General features: G+C 33.2%; 16 protein-coding genes. 2 read left to right on the top strand and 14 right to left on the bottom strand.

Features of this window, described 5'->3' with window-relative positions; all coding sequences use genetic code 11:
- Positions 1-4: 4 nt before the first annotated feature.
- The 3 genes from ACY3IT_RS03160 to ACY3IT_RS03150 are packed head-to-tail and all read right to left on the bottom strand — an operon-like array spanning position 5 to position 3,827.
- Positions 5-865 carry an ABC transporter permease gene (locus ACY3IT_RS03160; protein WP_463083613.1) on the bottom strand — a complete coding sequence of 287 codons (861 nt, stop codon included), beginning with the start codon at positions 863-865 and terminating at the stop codon, positions 5-7.
- Positions 866-896: 31 nt separating this feature from the next.
- Positions 897-1,898: an ABC transporter permease gene (locus tag ACY3IT_RS03155; protein ID WP_463083341.1), complete on the bottom strand. Its 1,002-nt coding sequence runs from the start codon at positions 1,896-1,898 to the stop codon at positions 897-899.
- A 48-nt stretch (positions 1,899-1,946) separates the two neighbouring features.
- The gene (locus ACY3IT_RS03150; RefSeq protein WP_463083340.1) at positions 1,947-3,827 is read right to left on the bottom strand and encodes an ABC transporter substrate-binding protein; all 1,881 of its coding nucleotides are present in this window, start codon (positions 3,825-3,827) and stop codon (positions 1,947-1,949) included.
- A gap of 252 nt (positions 3,828-4,079) precedes the next feature.
- Here ACY3IT_RS03150 and ACY3IT_RS03145 point away from each other — a divergent pair, with 252 nt between their 5' ends.
- Together ACY3IT_RS03145 and ACY3IT_RS03140 are read left to right on the top strand one after the other, a co-directional pair.
- The gene (locus ACY3IT_RS03145) at positions 4,080-5,468 is read left to right on the top strand and encodes a radical SAM protein (RefSeq protein ID WP_463083339.1); all 1,389 of its coding nucleotides are present in this window, start codon (positions 4,080-4,082) and stop codon (positions 5,466-5,468) included.
- Between the two features lie 3 nt (positions 5,469-5,471).
- Entirely contained in the window at positions 5,472-6,059 is a 588-nt protein-coding gene (locus tag ACY3IT_RS03140) for a helix-turn-helix domain-containing protein (RefSeq protein ID WP_463083338.1), read from the top strand.
- Here the strand turns inward: ACY3IT_RS03140 and ACY3IT_RS03135 are convergent.
- The 11 genes from ACY3IT_RS03135 to ACY3IT_RS03085 form a co-directional block, all read right to left on the bottom strand.
- Positions 6,024-7,190, bottom strand: coding sequence for a glycosyltransferase family 4 protein (locus ACY3IT_RS03135; RefSeq protein WP_463083337.1), 1,167 nt, complete (start codon positions 7,188-7,190; stop codon positions 6,024-6,026). The genes ACY3IT_RS03140 and ACY3IT_RS03135 overlap by 36 nt on opposite strands.
- Positions 7,174-8,148 (bottom strand): NGG1p interacting factor NIF3, encoded by a 975-nt coding sequence (locus tag ACY3IT_RS03130; protein WP_463083336.1) that lies wholly within the window; start codon positions 8,146-8,148, stop codon positions 7,174-7,176. The genes ACY3IT_RS03135 and ACY3IT_RS03130 overlap by 17 nt, the downstream gene beginning before the upstream one ends.
- Before the next feature lie 147 nt (positions 8,149-8,295).
- Positions 8,296-9,723 (bottom strand): family 43 glycosylhydrolase, encoded by a 1,428-nt coding sequence (locus ACY3IT_RS03125; protein WP_463083335.1) that lies wholly within the window; start codon positions 9,721-9,723, stop codon positions 8,296-8,298.
- Position 9,724: 1 nt separating this feature from the next.
- Complete coding sequence (locus ACY3IT_RS03120) at positions 9,725-10,600, bottom strand: carbohydrate ABC transporter permease (protein WP_463083334.1); 876 nt, start codon at positions 10,598-10,600, stop codon at positions 9,725-9,727.
- Positions 10,601-10,604: 4 nt separating this feature from the next.
- Positions 10,605-11,510 carry a carbohydrate ABC transporter permease gene (locus ACY3IT_RS03115; RefSeq protein ID WP_463083612.1) on the bottom strand — a complete coding sequence of 302 codons (906 nt, stop codon included), beginning with the start codon at positions 11,508-11,510 and terminating at the stop codon, positions 10,605-10,607.
- A gap of 31 nt (positions 11,511-11,541) precedes the next feature.
- Positions 11,542-12,789, bottom strand: a complete 1,248-nt coding sequence (locus tag ACY3IT_RS03110) for an extracellular solute-binding protein (RefSeq protein WP_463083333.1) — start codon at positions 12,787-12,789, stop codon at positions 11,542-11,544.
- 207 nt (positions 12,790-12,996) lie between these two features.
- Complete coding sequence (locus ACY3IT_RS03105; RefSeq protein WP_463083332.1) at positions 12,997-14,481, bottom strand: L-fucose/L-arabinose isomerase family protein; 1,485 nt, start codon at positions 14,479-14,481, stop codon at positions 12,997-12,999.
- 18 nt (positions 14,482-14,499) lie between these two features.
- Positions 14,500-15,189, bottom strand: coding sequence for an L-ribulose-5-phosphate 4-epimerase (locus ACY3IT_RS03100; protein ID WP_463083331.1), 690 nt, complete (start codon positions 15,187-15,189; stop codon positions 14,500-14,502).
- An 18-nt stretch (positions 15,190-15,207) separates the two neighbouring features.
- Positions 15,208-16,746 (bottom strand): arabinosylfuranosidase ArfA, encoded by a 1,539-nt coding sequence (gene arfA / locus ACY3IT_RS03095; RefSeq protein WP_463083330.1) that lies wholly within the window; start codon positions 16,744-16,746, stop codon positions 15,208-15,210.
- Positions 16,747-16,768: 22 nt separating this feature from the next.
- Positions 16,769-17,764: a LacI family DNA-binding transcriptional regulator gene (locus ACY3IT_RS03090; RefSeq protein ID WP_463083329.1), complete on the bottom strand. Its 996-nt coding sequence runs from the start codon at positions 17,762-17,764 to the stop codon at positions 16,769-16,771.
- A gap of 114 nt (positions 17,765-17,878) precedes the next feature.
- Complete coding sequence (locus ACY3IT_RS03085) at positions 17,879-18,613, bottom strand: LamG domain-containing protein (RefSeq protein WP_463083328.1); 735 nt, start codon at positions 18,611-18,613, stop codon at positions 17,879-17,881.
- Positions 18,614-18,642 lie beyond the last annotated feature (29 nt).

Here is an 18,642-nt window from a genome sequence, read left to right as displayed (position 1 = left end):
TTCATCACTCCCTTATAACTCTAATTCTTTGTATTCTTGTTCGAGGATCTAAATACTCACTTATACTCACAGAAAGTAGATATAAACTTACAAAAAGCAATACTGATGTTACGACAGGAGTTAACAACCACCACCACAAACCTAAAAGCATTGCTTGATAACTTATAGCCCACTGTAAAACTGTACCTAAGGTTGGAATTTCAAGATTAGTCAAACCTAAAATAGCAAGAGTTATCTCCATTCCAATAGCCCATGACATATTGTTTATCAATGTTGAAAAAACAATTGGAATAACGAAGGGAAAATATTCTTTGAATACTAATTGAATAGTATTTGTGCCAGATAATAGAGCAGTATATGTAAAATCTCTTTCTCTTAAACTTAATATCTGGGATCTAATTACTCGAGCATCCCAACTCCATCCAAAAACACTCAAAATAAGACCTAAGCCTACAAAGCTTAGCCTCCCTTTGATAAGAGATGAAATTAATATCAAAATTGGCAATAGTGGCAAAACCAAGAAGCTATCATTTATTCCCATTAAAAATCTATCCAGCCTTCCTCCTCTATATCCAGCTACGAGCCCAACAATAATAGCTATTATTCTAGAGAAAAACGCAGCTATTATAGCTATAGTTAAAGAGTTCCTTATGGCAAAGGTAAGTTGCCAAAATACATCTTGCCCTTGAGAATTAGTACCCAAAATATGTTGCAATGATGGAGGTAAATCTCTTGGAGCTACATTCCATCTTGTAGGATCATAGGGAGATACAAAAGAAAGCAAAGCTAAAAAGAGAATCAAACATATAATTATAAATCCTACCCTGAATTTTCCATCTCTCAATAAATCTTTAAAGATACCCACCATATTATTACCTCATTCCCTTCAAAAATTTTTATCTATATCTAACACGAGGGTCAAATAATGGATACAATAGATCTATAAGCAAGATAAAGGTTGAAATACCAAAAATAGATATAGTGGCAATTCCCATAATTAAGTTAAAATCTCCCGTAGCAATTGCGTTATATAGTAAAGTTCCCATTCCTGGATAAGAAAACACAATTTCGGTAATAAGAGCCCCACTAAATATTTGCCCCATAGATAAAGCCAAATTAGTAACCTGAGGAAGCATAGCATTTCTAATCACATATTTAAAAGCGATTATTCTTCTTTTTACTCCTCCAGCCCTTGCATAAGTTACAAAATCCTCTTTTACAATATTAGAAACTATAAGCCTCATAGTTTGTAATGTTACTGCAATCCCTAATACCATCATTGAAATTAAAGGTAAGAAAGCATACCTAAACAATTCAAATATAAATTTAATACTAAAACTTGGTACAACACCAACAGGCATACCACCACCCAAAGGAAACCATTTAAGAAGGTACGAAAAAACGATGAGAATTATAAGAGCAAATATATAATAGGGAATTGGCCTTATAACCATAGCTATACTTTCCATAACCCTTGCCCACCTTTTATCATAATAAAAACCTACAATTCCACCTAATATGTTTCCTATAAACCAAGATAAAAAAGTACTTATCGTAAGAAGTCCCAAGGTCCATGGCAAAGAATCCCCTATAAGTTTTATAACTGGAATAGGAAATCTAAAAAGTGATGGCCCAAAATCTCCATTTAAAAGTCTTCCCCAAAAAGCAAAATATTGCTCAAATAAATTTCCTTTCAATCCATATAACTCTTTCAAGGTCTCTGTCATTTTTTCTACTGCCTTTGGATCAAGATAGGTTCCCATTCTTGTAATTGTATTGATCATCTGTTGTACAGGATCCACGGGAGTAAGGCGGGGAACAAAAAAAACAATGGTTACACCAACAAAAATTACTAACAGATATTGTATTAACCTTGGTATCAGATATCTTTTAAACATTCCATACCTCCTTCCATTTTTTAGCCCCCCTTTCGGGGGGCTTATTTTTCATTTTCTTCCTGTTGGCTTCAAGAATGGTAACATGTACTTGAAATTGGGCCAATGATGATATGGTATACAATATGGATTTTCTACTGTTGGATAATTGGTCCAGTAATATTCATCATAGCTTGCTATACCTGGATAAGCACAAGTTGGAATTCCAGCCATTTCTTCAAATGCAATTTTTAATCCTTGCAATCCCAAAGTTTTAACTTTTACACTGTTCCAATCAGTATTTGCCAACTCTTCTATCACTTTATCCATCCTTGGATCAGACCATCTACTAGCATGACCAAATGTACGTTCACCTATTGGTCTTACATATTCGGATCTCCATGCATTAAAACTTCTATACATATCAGGATGTCCACCCCATGGTTCTGTAGCTGGCCAATCAGAAGAAGCCTCAAAATCTCCTACTTGTAGCATCGTGGCTCTTTGCTCTGTTGTCACTACCTCTACATCTATTCCAAATTTTTTCCATTGCTGGGATGCTGCAAAACTATTTCTAAAATCAGGATGGGCAGGATTAGTGTGAGCTAGAATTGTTATTTTCCACGGTTTACCATCTGGTGTTAGCCATTTTCCATCTTTATCTCTCTTAAATCCATTCTTTATCAATAATTTTTCAGCTATATCAGGTGCATACTTGAACCATCCATAACCAAATATTGCCCTAATTTCTTTCGGATCATTTGGAACTGTATATCCTCTTCTCTTAGCATATTCAGCCAGTCTCATAGGTGCATCTGGATCATAAATTTTAACTTTTTGACCATCCACCGTAATAGTAAAGTTTTTCATCCAATTTTCCAAAGGTTCATAATACCATTTCAAATATGCAGGTGTAGGAGGTACAAGAAGTGCTCCCATAGTAGCTGCACCATCAAAAGCAGTTGCTAAGTATTCAACTATATCAATTGATAAAGCTAATGCCCATCTAACTTCCTTATTATTATATGGAGCTTTTGAAGTATTAAAATATATTCCTGTAATACATGGGTCTACATTAACGATGTATGGGAAGTTCTTCATATATGCCCTTGCATATTTATTTGTAGATAATACTGATCTCAACCCTTCCATAGTTAGATCTGCCATGTCTAATTGATGGTTGTTTTGGGCAAGGACTTGTTTCTCAGTTGGTCCATAGTAGTAGAAGAGTACATATTTAGGTTGTGGCATTCCAAAGAGTTTTCCTGTTGGTGTTCTTTGCCAATCTTCTCTCCTCTGCCAGAGTACCCAGTATCCACCTGGATCATAGCTATGTAATACATATGGCCCTGAGCTTATTGGTGGTTTGAAATCAAAAGATACTGGATCTTTTACTTTTTCAAAAACATGTTTTGGTAATGGCCTACAAGCTCCCCATCTATCTAAGAAATAAGTATGAAATCTTGCATTAGGCTCTTTCAGGTCAATCCTAACAGTGTATTTATCAATCTTAGTTAATTTAACAACTTCCTGGAAAGAAGCATAATAACTCATTCCTGAATTACTTTTAGCAAGCTCTATTGTATAGATTAGATCATCCGCAGTAATTTCGACACCATCACTCCAATAACAAGCAGGTCTTAGTTTTACAGTTAGGGTTTTGAAATCCTTACTATACAGAGGAGAAGCGGCAGCTAATGCGTTAATTGCTTTGCCTGTGGCAGGATCTACAATCCATAGCGGTTCTAACATAAGCTGCTGAATACCTCTATCTGGAGTACGCCAAGTGGCAGCCCAAACATTAAAATTATCCGGAGTAACCACTCTACCTGTAAGAATATTAGCAATCAAAGTTTCATTTCTTGGTACATTTGGTCCTAACTGTGAAAAGGCTGTTTGAGATAATGTGATTACCATTAATAATACTAAACTCATGAAAACTAATTTCTTCATAAAATCACCTACCCCAAAAACTTTATTCTATAAAGGATAAAAACAAAATAAAACTTTTTCACCTCCTTTTATTTATAGGAAACCATTAAAGCAATCGTTTTGTTTTATATTATAAACCTCATCATAGTTTTGTCAATAAACATTTAAGAAGGACATATTAAAAACAACAAAGTTACATTATTGACCTTTAGAAAATTGAGATCTATAATTATATAAAATTTTGGTTATTTTGGATTTTTTGGAGGTGAGAGGATGAATACAGGATTAAAAATTAAAATGTACATAGGTGACATACTCTTTGAAAACCTATTTAAATATGTTTCAAAGAATCATGAAAAAAGAATCCCTAAACTTATAAATTTGGCAAGAAAATTTAGCCCTGATGAAGGTACCGACAAAATACTTGATACTGTAGAGGAATATTTATGTAATGAACCTGCAGTGAAGCGCTTAATTCACAGGGCATTTACCGATTACGATCCTAATTATGCAAGTAGAATTTTCACAAATGTAATACTAAACGTAGGGTTTTTCTGGGTATATTTTGACAAAAATAACCAAAAAAAGAACATACCTACCCCCTATACTATCCTTATCAGTCCTACTATGAGATGTAATCTCAGATGTATAGGATGCTATGCAGGAAATTACAGAAAAGAAGATGATCTTCCTCCCGAGGTTCTTGAAAGAATAATAAAAGAGGGAGAAGATATTGGTACATATTTTTATACCATATTAGGAGGAGAGCCTTTTGTTTATCCAGAATTATTGGATATTGTTAATAGACATAAAAGATCTGTATTTCAAATTTTTACAAATGCAACTCTTTTAGATGAAGATAAAATAGAAAGATTTTGGAAAAGTAAAAATGTAGTTCCAGTTCTCTCAATTGAAGGTGGTCAAGAAGAAACAGATAAAAGAAGAGGTAATGGTGTATATGAAAAAGTTATAAAGGCTATGGATCTTTTAAAAGAAGCAGGTATTCCTTTTGGTTATTCTATAACTCTTACAAGATACAACTATGATGCAGTAACTAAACCAGAATTTTATCAATGGTTAGCTGATAAAGGTGCTTTCTTTGGTTGGACTTTCCTCTATATGCCTGTTGGAAAGGATGACGATCCGTCATTAATGCCTACTCCTGAACAAAGGGCAGAATATGGAAAGTTTATAAGAAAAATTAGAGGTCATTTACCCATATTCCCAATGGACTTTTGGAATGATGCACCCTATGTGGGTGGCTGTATAGCAGGTGGCAGAAAATATCTCCATATAAACAATAAAGGAGAAGTAGAACCTTGCATATTTACCCATTTTGCAGTAGACAATATTAAGGAAAAATCTCTTATAGAAGTATTAAATTCAGATTTCTTCAAAGAAATAAGAAAAAGACAACCATTCCATGAAAATCTTTTGCTACCTTGTATGATTATTGATTCTCCTTGGATTCTTAGGGAAATTGTTGCTAAAACAGGAGCACATCCTACTCATGAGGGTGCAGATGATGTGATAACTAAATTCTCCAATATCCTGGATGAATATGCCAAGAATTTGAGAAGAGTACTTAATCCTATATGGAAAGAGGAATTCTATGGAAATATACAAGAAGAAAATACTGAAGAAAAGATAGGAGTGAAATAAAAGGTGAGCCTTACAAAAAGGAGAATACAATTTTTAGAGACATTAAGAAGTTTATATAAAACATACAATAGGCCAATTCACTATGAAGAAGTAGCTCAGAGACTATCAGTAAGTCCAGCTACAGCGTACGATATTCTCCAAACTTTATCTAAAGATGGTTATATAGATATGGTATATCTAAAAGATTTCCAAAATAGTAAAAAGGGTAGAGGCAAAGTATTCTTTCTACCAAAAGAGATAAAAGATGGGATTCAACAAAACATAAATAAAGAGAATAATAATTTAGAAAAGTATTCTAAACCATTGCTTATAGTAATATCCTTTATAACGTTACTACTTAGTGAAATAAAGCTTTCTAAGGAATTAAAATCTTTCTTAGCTTTTCTATTATCAAATTATCAATCTAATTGGGAATTGATTCTCCTTGTAATACCTTTCTTACTAATGAGTTATACAAAGAATCTATATAAATTAATTCCAGAAAGTAGTGTTAAAAAAAGTATTGATGATTATATAACATCCATAAATCAGTTGGCTTCAGAAGAAAAGAAATTATTAGTAAATTTTATCTTCGGTCTTCTTCAAGATTGATCTCCTACGTAGGGAGGAATGGGAAATATCTTTATATTTTACATTACGAAATATTTTCCTCCATTCCTCCCTAAAAGGTTCTAAGGTAATGTAATCTCTACGCATTCTTGGAGGATTTTTTAAAACTTCTCTGTAAACATCCATCATCATTTGGGCTACATTATCTGTACTATATTCATGAGCAAGCATTAAAGCTTTCTTCTTATATTCTTCTCTAAAGCTATTATCTTCAAATAATTTTACAATATAATTTCTAAACTCTTCATCATTTTTGGCTGGAATATACTTATCTTTATACGGTTCTTTATATTCCACATTGTCCCTAAGAAGTAAGGGTAAACCACAAGATGCAGCTTCCAAGACAGCCATTGGAAAATTCTCTTGAAAAGATGGGAAAAAGAATATATCAGCTGCATTCAAATACAAAGGCATATCTTCATAGGGTACAAGTCCAGTAAAGATAACATTAGAAGGAGCAGTCTTTATCTTTTCATTCATCTCCATGTAACCAGCTGTTAAAACTGAGAAGGGCTGTCCTCCTACCCATACAAATTTTATATATGGCAAACTTTTGGCCACCTCAATAAAAGTATCTACACCTTTTCGAGGTTGTAACTGACCAGAACAAATAGCCATAAAATCTTTGTTATTAATACCTAATCTTTTTCTACCCTCTTCTCTTAATTTTAAATCTGGATAAAATCTTTCTAAATTTACAGGATTTGGTACAAAAACAATAGGAGCCTTTACTCCTATCTCCTCTAAATCCCTTTTTACTCTTGGAGCTACTGCTACAACCACATCAGCTAAATTATAGTAATTTTTAAGGTAGAGGGTAAAAAAGGGAAGCCAAACATTAGCTAAAACTAAACTTCCTAAAACTGATTCAGGAACTACATGAGCTGATATTACAAGCCTTTTACCAGTAAGAAGTCCCTTACTTACTGCATATGGGCCCGGAGTATGTAAATGAGCTATATCATATAATCCACTTCCATTTAAATATACTTCCACATCATTTCTTTTTTTCAAAGCTTCCATAAGAACAAGAGTAGCTGTATAAACCCCTTGACCTTCTACCTTCCAAGCTTGAGCTTCTGAAACTATATTAACTTTAATTTTTTCCTTCATTACCATTCACCCTCGAAACTCTAATAAAACCTGCACAATTTAAAATCTCAATACCATTTCTCTCTAAGTAATCCATAAGAATATTCATACCTAATGAATCAGAAGCCATATGCCCTGCAATAACCACATTTATATGATATTTTTCAGCCTCTTTCCTATGTTCATCACTCATATGCATCCCTACTATCGTTCCTACTCCTACCTCTGATAGTTTAGAAATTATATCTACAGGACCTTCCGTTCCTCCAGTCATATCCACAAAAATCTTTCCTGCTCTATTTTTAGGATTACCAACAAGGATTTTAGGAGGATTATTTCTTCTTCCTGCCTCTCGATATTCTGGTATTTCCTCAAGTATATCTAAAACTTCTTGTAAATCATACGGAGTTCTCAAATCAAATATTTTCTGAAGATAAGTAGCTACACAATTATCTGCAGGAGTATGACAACACATGAAAGGGATATTTAGCAATCTTGCTGCATCTACACTTTTATTATGGTTAGCTGGCATAACTTTTCTTTCTACTTCTAATATTCTGGGATACATGACACCTTCTGCATAGTTAATAGGTACTCCAATTTTAGAGAGTAAATCCTCTTGTAAATGCATAACCTCATAAAAATTTGCATAAGCTGGACCAGCAGGATGATGAGAAATCACTAAATCTATCTTAATACCATTTCTTTCAAGCTCTTTTGCTAAAAGAATTTCTGAAGTATCAATATCAATTCCTACAAGGACTCTCTTTACTTCCCTTTCAATATTCCCATTTAAGATTCTTGTATCTGCATAAGGGTTAAATAACTTTTCTTTGTCAAATTTATTTTTACTTTTTTCATCCATTTTCTCATAGTCTTTTTTTGCTCTCTCTAAAATCTCTTGAACCTTATCCCATCCTCTCGGATCATTCTCCATACCAAGTTTAACAAAAAGCTCGTATATTTCTTTTAGTTTCATATCTCTAAAATCCTCCTAATTTTCCTTATTTATTCACCCAATTTACTTATATTATAACAATAAAAATCTTTTTAAACAAAAAAGGGACTATCCTTATTCATAAATTAAAAATAAAGGATAGTCCCTTAGATAGTTTATTTCAAAAAGCTATTTAATCTTTTTTCCCCAAATTGCTATACCTTTTCCACTTAAACCAGTAAAAACAAGAGTAGGTTTCCAATTTTCAAAATCCCATGCTGGTAAAATTTTTACAGTCTCTGATTCATATTTTTGTTGTCTTTCATCTACTACCCATTTAATTTTTAAAGTATTAGGAGACAAAAATTCCCAAATTCCTCTTTTATTATCACCTTCTACATATCCATTATTTAAAAGATTTATCTCTTGTGATTCTGCTTGTATTTTTACATAAGGATCCAATACAATTCTCTCCCAGACACCTATTATTAAACTTTGAGGAATTTCTTGAATTTTCTCTCCTGCATACCTTTCAGGTAATACTACCGGCCATCCATCATCTGTCCATATAATTCTCCTAATATGCAAATACATCCAATTCTTATTTAAAGCCGGCCTGGCATGATGTACTATATACCAGTCATCACCATCCACAAGTACCGAATTATGACCTGGTGCTATCCAACCATCATCATTCTTAAATTTATAACCACCAAGTATCTTAGTACCCACCTCATTAGGAGGAAGTGTTAAATCGGTCATAACATTACCATTATAATCCACATAAGGTCCTGTAATTCTATCAGATCTTGCAACCCTCACATTATAATCTAAAGATAAAGAATCGTAAGACACAAATAGATAATATTTCTTGAATTTAGGATTATAAATTATATAAGAACCTTCAATTGCACCAGAAACTGTTCCTTTTCTCCTTGCTATATTTACACCAAAGCCCTTTTCTGCTGGTTTTCCATTTCTTTTATCAATTTTAATCAAATATATACCTGTCCAAAAAGATCCATAAGAAAGCCATGTATCTCCATTTTCATCAAAAATTAGACATGGGTCAATAGCATTAACAGGATCACCTTGCTTAGATTTTATAACTAAGCCTTCATCCTTCCATGGTCCTTCTGGATTAGGAGATGTTGCTAATCCAATATATGATTGATTCTTTCCAAAAGTAGATGCAGAATAATAAAGATAGTACTTATTATTAAAGAATTTTACATCAGGAGCCCATAAAGTAGAAGCTCTGCTCCATTCAAAGGCTTCTTGAGGAATACCTTTAAAAACATATTTATCATTGTCAAAAACATATCCTACAAACTGCCAATTTATAAGATCTTTTGATTTTCTTATCTGAATTCCAGGTCTTGGAATTCCATAAGCTTTTACATCAGTAGAGTAAATATAGTACCAACCATTATGAGCCTTAATTATGGAAGGGTCATGAACATTATTAATAGACCATTTCTTTTCATCATTTACAATAGAAGCATCAAATAACTCTATTTTTGGTGGTTCAGGAGGATATAAAATACTCTGAGTATAAACATTTTTACAGGATATAATTAATAACAAAATAGCTATCAATATTATCTTCTTTATCATATCATTTCTCACCTGCACTTAAAGAGATTCCTTGCATTAGATACTTATGGAAAACAATAAATATAATTAAAGTTGGAGCTACTGATACAAAAGCTCCTGCCATTAAAGGTCCAATTCCTCTAAAAGGATCTCCCCAACCCGCACTAAACCTTACCAATGCTATGGGAAGAGTTAATTTTTCAGGAGAGTTCAATACAAGTAAAGGCCATAAGAAACTATTCCAAGATCCTAAAAAGGACATTAAGGCTAAAGTAGTTAAAGCTGGCTTAACATAAGGCAAAACAACAGTAACTAAAAATCTTAATCTGGAACAACCATCAATCCAAGCTGCATCCTCCAATTCTCTTGGAATACCTAACATATACTGTCTTAACAAAAATACTCCAAAAGTACTTCCAAGACCAGGCAATATCAATGCCAAATAATTATCCATAAGCCCTAATCTATGAATAATAAAATATTGAGGCACCAAAAATAATACCCCAGGAAAAGCAAGAATAGCTACATAGCTCCAAAAAATTACATTTTTTCCTCTAAATCTTAATCTTGATAAAGCATAAGCAGCTGGAGTAGCTATAACAAGACCCAAAAAGGTTGAAATAATTGCCACAAAGAAGCTGTTTATTATCCCCCTCATTACACTTATACCACTGGCAGGTGAAAATACGATCTTATAATTTTCAAGGGTAGGTTCTTGAGGGATCCATCTTGGAGGATTCTCAGTTATAGCAACTTGCGAAGATTTCAAGGATGTAGATAACATCCAAAAAATAGGAATATACCAAATAGCAGCAATTATCCAAAGTATAATTGATAATACTATTCTTTGTAGTTCTTTATTACTCTTTAAGAGTTTCAGCCAGTTTTTTTCTTGCATAATTTCACTCCTCTGCACTTCTAATTGTCTTAGTAAGCATAAAAAGTTGAATCAAAGCAAAAATTAACACAATTGCAAATATATACCATGAAATAGCAGCAGCCTGTCCTAATTCTTGACGAGTAAAACCAATTAAATAGAGATAATAAACCATTGTCCTTGTACTTCCTGCAGGTCCTCCTCCAGTAAAGAAATAAACCTGGTCAAATAATCCGAACGCTAAAAGTACTTGTCTTACAACATCAAAAAAGAGTACATTTCTCATCCAAGGAAGAGTTACATTCCAGAAAATTCTCCAAGGACCAGCCCCGTCAATTTTTGCAGCCTCATATTGCTCAGGAGGTATTCTTTGTAAAGCACCAAGATATAGTAAAACACTGAATCCAACAATCCACCATACAGTGGTTATAATTATACAAAGCCATGCTCTGGCAGGAGTCTCAAACCAAGAAATAGCTTCACTAAGAATACCAAATTTTGTAAGATAATAATTTAGAAGACCTGTTGGATAAGATGCATATATCCATTTCCAAGTTGTAAGGATACCAACAGAACCAAAGAATGTGGGAGAAACAAAAGCTATTAATAACCATAATTTACCATAAATCTTTTGGTTAAGTATTAAGGCAATAATCATAGCAACTATAATTACTAACGGTATACTAACAACTGCAAAAATTACTGTATTTTTTACTGCAAGCCAAAATCTATCATCTGTCCAAATACGCACAAAATTCTGAAACCCCACAAAAGTTTTTTGTCCTAAAAGATTCCAATTATAAAAACTTATCTGTATATTTGAGATAAGTGGAATAATAATAAACAAAACAAAAAAGAAAAAGTGGGGGAGCAGGAACCCCCAGTTCCCAAGCTCCCACCACACTTTATTAGAAAAAATTTTCAGTTTCATAGTAGCCATTTCATATCTCTCCCTTATATATTTACCTTGCTGTTGACCAATAATCATCAAGAATTCTCTGCACAGCTTTTTCAGCTCTTTCCATTGCTTGCTCAGGAGTTAATTTTCTTGTTATAAGAACATCCTCTAAATAGACTGCTATTTCATCTAATACTTCAGAAATGTAAGGGAAGAATTGAAATGTTTTTACATATGGTAATTGCTGTGCAACCACATATATATGGGGTAGTTTCTTCTTTAATTCATCAGAAGTAGCTATAGACCTTCTTGAAGGAGTTTGCCCTGCTGCATACCAATCAAGAGCATGATCCCATAAATATTTTACCCATCTCATTGAAGCTTGATATATCTTAGAATCTTGAACCATAACTTCAGGCAAAGCTATAATATGGGAACCACCAAATACTGCTTTTTTAGTACCCACTTGTGGACATGGGGCATACCCAAAATCCTTTCCAAGAGCCTGCAACCATGGGTTTATAGTCCATATTCCAGTAATTAAGACAGAAGTTTGACCTGATTGGAATGGTGGACCAGGATCTACAGCAGCTTTTGGGAAAATACCTCTTTCTTGGAGATCCATAAGGAATTTAAGGGTTTGAACAGCTGCATCTTTAAATGCTGGCTTCTTAAAATCAGGAGTCAAAAGATCTCCACCAAATTGCCAGAGAAAATGAACAAATATCCAAGCCCATGTAGGATTTTCATAGTAAGGTGTTAATCCTTTTGGTGTTATTTTCTTTAAAGCCTCCATTGCCTTAATAAACTCATCCCTTGTTCTTGGAGGCCTCTCAGGGTCAAGCCCTGCTTTTTTGAAATTTGCTTTGTTGTATGCCATGTAAAAAATCCATACATCAAGTGGTATTCCATAATACTTGTTATCTTTAACTAAACCTTCCAATAAATTAGGGTATACATCTTTTATATTCACTCCGTATTTTGCTAATTCTCCTAATGTGAATCCCTTCATTTGATTAAGATACATTGGTAAATCAAACTTTCTAATAAGAAGAACCTGTGGGGCAGACTTTGTAGCTAAACCAGTCGATAACTTTTGCTTATATTCAACTGAACTACCTACAACCATGTGGACCACATTTACATCAGGATTTTCCTTGTTGAAATTCTGTATTATTTGGTCCATATATGCTCCATCAGCACCACTTAATGGGGTCATAAAAGTAATTTGAACTTTGGTTTGCGATGAAGAAATATTGAGAATAAACAGAAGAAGAATCAAAAGGATACTTAGTGGAAGAATCTTTTTCACAGAGGTCACCTCCCCTACTTTAATAAAATTTTCATTAAAAATTTTATCAACCAAAAACATAAATGTCAAGTATAAATTTTAAAATCCTTTATTTATCTAAATTTCTTTCTTATATTTAACACATTAATCCTACCCGAAAAGGTTTTCATATAACTCATCAAAAAGGGGAGCACATATTGATGCTCCCCTTTAGAACCTTATCTCACTCTATTTTAAAAAAGGATTTTCATGAGGATATCTTTCATTGGGTCCCAAATTATAATAAATTTCCTCTATACCAAGTAGTTTCAGCACCTCATAAATATATCTTGCAACATGCTTAAAACCAACTGCAGTGTGATGAGGAAATTTCTTTTCTAACATCACATATCTATAGAATCTCCCCATCTCTCTAATTGCAAAAACACCTATGCTACCAAAAGATCTTGGATCCATATCAAGAATTTCTCCTTCAGCAACATATGAGATTAATCTTGCATCAGGAGTTGCATGTAACCTAAATAGGAGCATTTCACCAGGTCTTAATCTTCCCTCTAAAGTACCTCTGGTAATATTAGGCTCCTTATCTGGCTCCATTAATCTATGCATAATCAATTGATATCTCATAGAATAATCAATAAGACAACAAGAAGGAGTGTTTCCACAATGAAATCCCATGAATAGATCTGTAGGTTTATAATCTTTCATTTTATCTTTTTGCTCTTCCATAAGATCATAAGGTACAGTATTATTTACATCTAAAAGAGTAGCTGGCATCTCACTGGTAGTATAAATAATATATTCACTAAGTGCACCATAAACATCAACCTCGCAAGCAACAGGGATTCCTCTTGTTGCAAGTCTTGAATTTATATAACAAGGAACAAAACCAAAATATTTCTCAAAGGCCGGCCAACACTTATTTGCAAATATACCAAATTCAGAAGCACCTAAGTTTTTCTCCATAAAATCAATTAATGCAATTTCATATTGAGCTAATTTTCTTAGCAATTCTGGATATTTATTTCCAGTTCCAAGTTCTTTAGCCATATCTTCCATCACTTCAGGAATTCTTGGATCATTTTCAGCTCGCTTATATACATCGTAGAGATCTAATTCACTATTCTCCATTATAGATATACCTATATCATATAGGGGTTTTATAGGTGTGTGCATTGTAACAAAATCTTGAGGTCTTGGACCAAAAGAGAAAATCTTTAATTTCTTTAAAGCAAGAATAGTTCTTGCTATTGGTATAAAATCCTTTATCATTTCTGCAATTTCTGAAGGTAAACCCACAGGATAATGTGGTATATAAGCTTTTACATTTCTTAGACCAAGGTTATAACATAAACTTAGAAAACCACAGTAAGCATCTCCTCTACCATTGAATAAATCTTTACCCGTTTCCTCTCCAGCTGCACATACCATAACAGGCCCATCAAAATTTTGAGCAAGCAGAGATGTAGGACCTTCAGGACCAAAATTTCCAAGATAAATTACCAAAGCATTTATCCCTTTTTCTTTAATTTCATTTAATACTTTAACAGTATCATTTTCGTTTTCTATTATTGTTTCCACATTTATTATCGGTATTTCTTTTTTATTACATTCCTCAATTACTTTATTTTTTCTATTACGAGAAAGCTCAATAGGAAAACAATCTCTACTTACAGCTACTATACCAAGTTTCACTTCAGGAACATTTTTCAAAAAAATCACCTCCTTATTTTATTTTTGTCCATAAACCTCATGAAACCTTTTAAACCATTTTTCAATCTCTTCCTTAGGAAGAAGATCAAGTTTACCTATTGTTAAAGCCAAATAACAAGTCTTAGCAATTTCTTCCACCATCACAGCATATTTCAGGGCTTCCGATGGTGTCCTTCCAAAAGTAAAAACACCATGACTTTTTAAAAGCACTACTGGTACAAAAGGTAAGTGCTTCTTTACCCATTCTGGTCTATCCTCTTTATTTATTACTTCTAATAACGCATTACCTACATCTTCTAATGGTAATGGAGAAGCATATCTCGCAACAGGTATTTCTTCACCAAAATAATCTGCATGAGAAGTAAGATAAACAGGAATAGGTTTACCTAATAATGCAAAGCTTGTAGCATAGGGTGAATGAGTATGAACAATACCACCTATATCTTTACGGCCTTTATAAACCACAAGATGTGAAAGAGTATCTACTGAAGGTTTTAAATCTCCTTCCACAATATTTCCTTCAATATCTAACACTACCATCTTTTCTGGTGTTAAATCTTCATATTTTACTCCGCTTGGTTTTATGACTATATATCCTGTCTCAAAATCTCTTCCACTTACATTTCCACTTGTCATAACAACAAGACCATTCTTAGGAAGTTCCATATTCATCTCATATACTTCTTTTCTTAACTTGGGTAACAGCATATTAACTACCCCTTTTCATCAATTTATCTTTTTCAATCTAATAACGTTCCAAGACAATCTTGGAAGTAAAACCTCAAGAATATTATTGTTAACCTTGGCATTATCTGCTAAATGAGGTACAACCTTATCAGGATTTTCAGGGGTATTTCCTTCAAAAGGATCATTGTTTTCATATACTATATTCTCAAGTACTATAAATTTTTCAAACCCCTTCAAGTTATACTCTACCAACAAATCTTCCTTTGCATCTCTATTAACTGCAAATATATTTATCGTATCTTCTTCTTCATCGTATGTTGCAATAGTTTCTATAACAGGCACATCTGTGTAAAGCCTTGAATCATACTTAGGAGAATCTATCTTGGGATTTAGAACTATTCCATGTCCATAATTTGAAGCATGCAAGAAAGGATAATAAATAGTCTGTCTATATGCTATACCACCTTTAACTGTCATTATAGGAGCCAACACATTAACCAATTGAGCTAAACATGCAATTTTAACTCTATCAGCATGTCTTAAAAGTGTTATGATCATACATCCCACAAGTATAGCATCAGCAAAATTATAATCTTCCTCAAGAAGAGGCGGTGCTATCTGCCATGGTTCAATTTTTCTATCTTTATTAAATGAATGATACCACACATTCCATTCATCAAAAGATATATAAATATCTTTCTTAGCTCTTTTAACAGCCTTTACATAATCTATTGTGGATACTACAGTCTTAATAAATCTATCCATATCTAAATTCTTTGCCATAAAACTTGCTAAATCTGGATTATTAGGTAACTCAATAAACTCAGGACCACTTGGAAAATTAGCATAGTAATGTAAAGATACATAATCCACCACATCATATGTATGTTCAAGGACGAGTCTCTCCCATTCTGGGAAAGTAGGCATACCAGGACCAGAACTTCCACATACAACAAGTTCTATGTTTGGATCAACCTGCCTCATAACTTTTGCTACTTCTCTTGCCAATCTTCCATATTCATGAGGTAATTTGTGTCCTATCTGCCATTCCCCATCCATTTCATTCCCAAGATTCCAAACTTTTATTTTATGAGGTTCTGGATAACCATGCTTCTTCCTTAAATCACTATAAAATGTACCTCCAGGAAAATTACAATATTCTACTAAATTTCGTGCTTCATCAATACCACGAGTCCCTAAATTTACCGCCATCATTACTTCAGAGCCAACCTTCTTAGTCCAATCTACAAATTCATTTATCCCAACCTCATTTGGTTCTATACTTCTCCAAGCAAGCTCAAGTCTTTTAGGTCTTCGCTCTTTTGGTCCCACACCATCTTCCCAATTGTATCCTGAAACAAAGTTGCCTCCAGGATATCTTATAATTGGAGTTTTAAGGACCTTTACTAACTCAATAACATCTTTTCTAAATCCTTGTTCATCGGCCTGAGGATGACCAGGCTCATAAATCCCTGTATATATAGCTCTTCCTAAATGTTCAATAAAAGACCCATAAATCCTTTTATCTACTTCTGAAATCGTAAAATCTTTATCCAGTATAACCTTAGCTTTTTTCATAACATTACAACCTCCTTATATTTTAAGTAGATTCTCTTACCACCAACTTAGGTGTAAAAACCTTTTGAAATAAATGTTTCTCAGCATTTTCAGTATTTAAGATCTCTAAAAGAGCTTCTGCTGCTTTTACACCCATATCATACTTTGATATATCAATAGTTGTAAGAGACGGATTTAATAACTCCGTATAATCTAAATTATCACATCCCACTATAGCAACATCATCAGGTATTCTAAGTTTCATATTTTTTAAAATTTTCATAACTTCTACAGCTATAGAATCACAAAAGCAGAAAATAGCAGTTGGTCTTGTTTTCATAGAAAAAATATTCTCTATAATAGCTTTTAAATCTGAATTTGGATGTAAAGAATAAATAAGTTTCGGATTAATCAATAAACCTGCCTCTCTTAAAGCAGTTTTATATCCTTCTAACCTTAATTTTGCACTCGAGTTTCTCCATGAGTTAAGAAAAAAAATCTTTCTATACCCTCTTTCTATCAAATGTTCTGTGGCCATTTTTCCCACTAAGAAATCATCACAAACTACATAGTTTGTATTTTCATCAGCTGTTCTTCTTGCCACTAATACAAAGGGTATCTGATTCTCACAAAGATATTTTACATTTTGAGATTCATATTCAATAGGAGCTAATATAATGCCATCTACTCTCTGTCCTATTAATGAAAGAATTGCTTCTTTCTCTTTTTTGGGATCCTCGTTGGAGTTATATAAAATTAAATTATACCCTCTTGATACCAGAATGCTTTCTATACCACTTACTAAATTAGCATAAAATGGATTTAATATAGTAGTAATAATTACTCCAATTTTTTTTGTTTTTCCAGATAAAAGACCTCTTGCAAGAGAATTAGGTACATACCCTAATTTTTGTGCAGCCTCCAGAACCCTTTTTCTTGTAGCTGGACTAACCTCCCCTCTATTATTAAGGGCCCTGGAAGCTGTAGCAATTCCAACACCAGCTAATTTTGCAACATCTCTTATTGTAACATGTCTCACTTTAATCTCCCTCTTTTTTTAGTAAAATTTATACTATATTTTTAAAAATTTTTCAATATAAAAATGAGGTAGGAGAAGCTTAGTAACCCCTCCTACCTCATGTAAAAAACATATTTATTGTTTTGTGGCAAGAGACAAAACCTCAGAATCAGTCAGAACACCATTGTAAACTCTTAAATCGTCAATTACTCCTTTAAAAGGTGAATCCCAGTAGTTTACTCCTAAAGCAAAAAGAGCATCTTTTCCTGTGAAAAGATCTGGAAAACCACCATTATCAAATTTCTTTTCACCATTTATATATATCTTAATATTACCATTGTTTACTGTTACTGCAATATGGTACCATCTATCTGTTTCTAATGTGTATCCTGTCTTACCATCATACCATCCCTGTCCATTATTATAATTTGACCATACCGCAAGTTGACTTGGAGGATCATATAAATCATGTCCACCTGGAATTATACTTAACCACTCACTTGGTACATCTTTCTTAACTGCACCAAAAAAGACTGGGGTAAAATAGGAAAGGGTCTCTGCATTTAACCAAAGCGATATACTATATTGATAAGTAGATATTAAATTATTAGGCAATAGTATTCCAGAAGCCCCATCTAAATAAACCGCTTTTCCATCAATTCCTACAGTGTAAGTAATATTACCTCCAGGTTCACCTATTTTACCTCCACAAACTTGTCCTTCACCATAGTTTCCTACAGAGTCACTTAAATCTTCCTCAAATTTATAATGGGCCAACAATACTGCAGAAGATGTTGTTATGGGTTTACTACAACCTGATAAAAAAACTATTAATAAAGTTATAATTATTAAGCTAACTATCTTTCTCATACACTTAATTCCCCCTTCATCTACAAAAA

It is taken from the genome of Dictyoglomus sp. GBS, assembly GCF_055179815.1.
The sequence above is the reverse complement of the archived record's forward strand: the minus strand, read 5'-3'. Positions and strand labels throughout refer to the sequence as shown.

Excerpts from the sequence above, each read along its gene's own strand:
- ACY3IT_RS03150 (WP_463083340.1), bottom strand. The coding sequence starts at position 3,827 with ATGAAGAAATTAGTTTTCATGAGTTTAGTATTATTAATGGTAATCACA.
- ACY3IT_RS03120 (WP_463083334.1), bottom strand. The coding sequence starts at position 10,600 with ATGCAAGAAAAAAACTGGCTGAAACTCTTAAAGAGTAATAAAGAACTA.
- arfA (WP_463083330.1), bottom strand. The coding sequence starts at position 16,746 with ATGAAAAAAGCTAAGGTTATACTGGATAAAGATTTTACGATTTCAGAA.
- ACY3IT_RS03145 (WP_463083339.1), top strand. The coding sequence starts at position 4,080 with ATGAATACAGGATTAAAAATTAAAATGTACATAGGTGACATACTCTTT.
- ACY3IT_RS03135 (WP_463083337.1), bottom strand. The coding sequence starts at position 7,190 with ATGAAGGAAAAAATTAAAGTTAATATAGTTTCAGAAGCTCAAGCTTGG.
- ACY3IT_RS03100 (WP_463083331.1), bottom strand. The coding sequence starts at position 15,189 with ATGCTGTTACCCAAGTTAAGAAAAGAAGTATATGAGATGAATATGGAA.
- ACY3IT_RS03130 (WP_463083336.1), bottom strand. The coding sequence starts at position 8,148 with ATGAAACTAAAAGAAATATACGAGCTTTTTGTTAAACTTGGTATGGAG.
- ACY3IT_RS03155 (WP_463083341.1), bottom strand. The coding sequence starts at position 1,898 with ATGTTTAAAAGATATCTGATACCAAGGTTAATACAATATCTGTTAGTA.
- ACY3IT_RS03085 (WP_463083328.1), bottom strand. The coding sequence starts at position 18,613 with ATGAGAAAGATAGTTAGCTTAATAATTATAACTTTATTAATAGTTTTT.
- ACY3IT_RS03125 (WP_463083335.1), bottom strand. The coding sequence starts at position 9,723 with ATGATAAAGAAGATAATATTGATAGCTATTTTGTTATTAATTATATCC.
- ACY3IT_RS03115 (WP_463083612.1), bottom strand. The coding sequence starts at position 11,510 with ATGAAACTGAAAATTTTTTCTAATAAAGTGTGGTGGGAGCTTGGGAAC.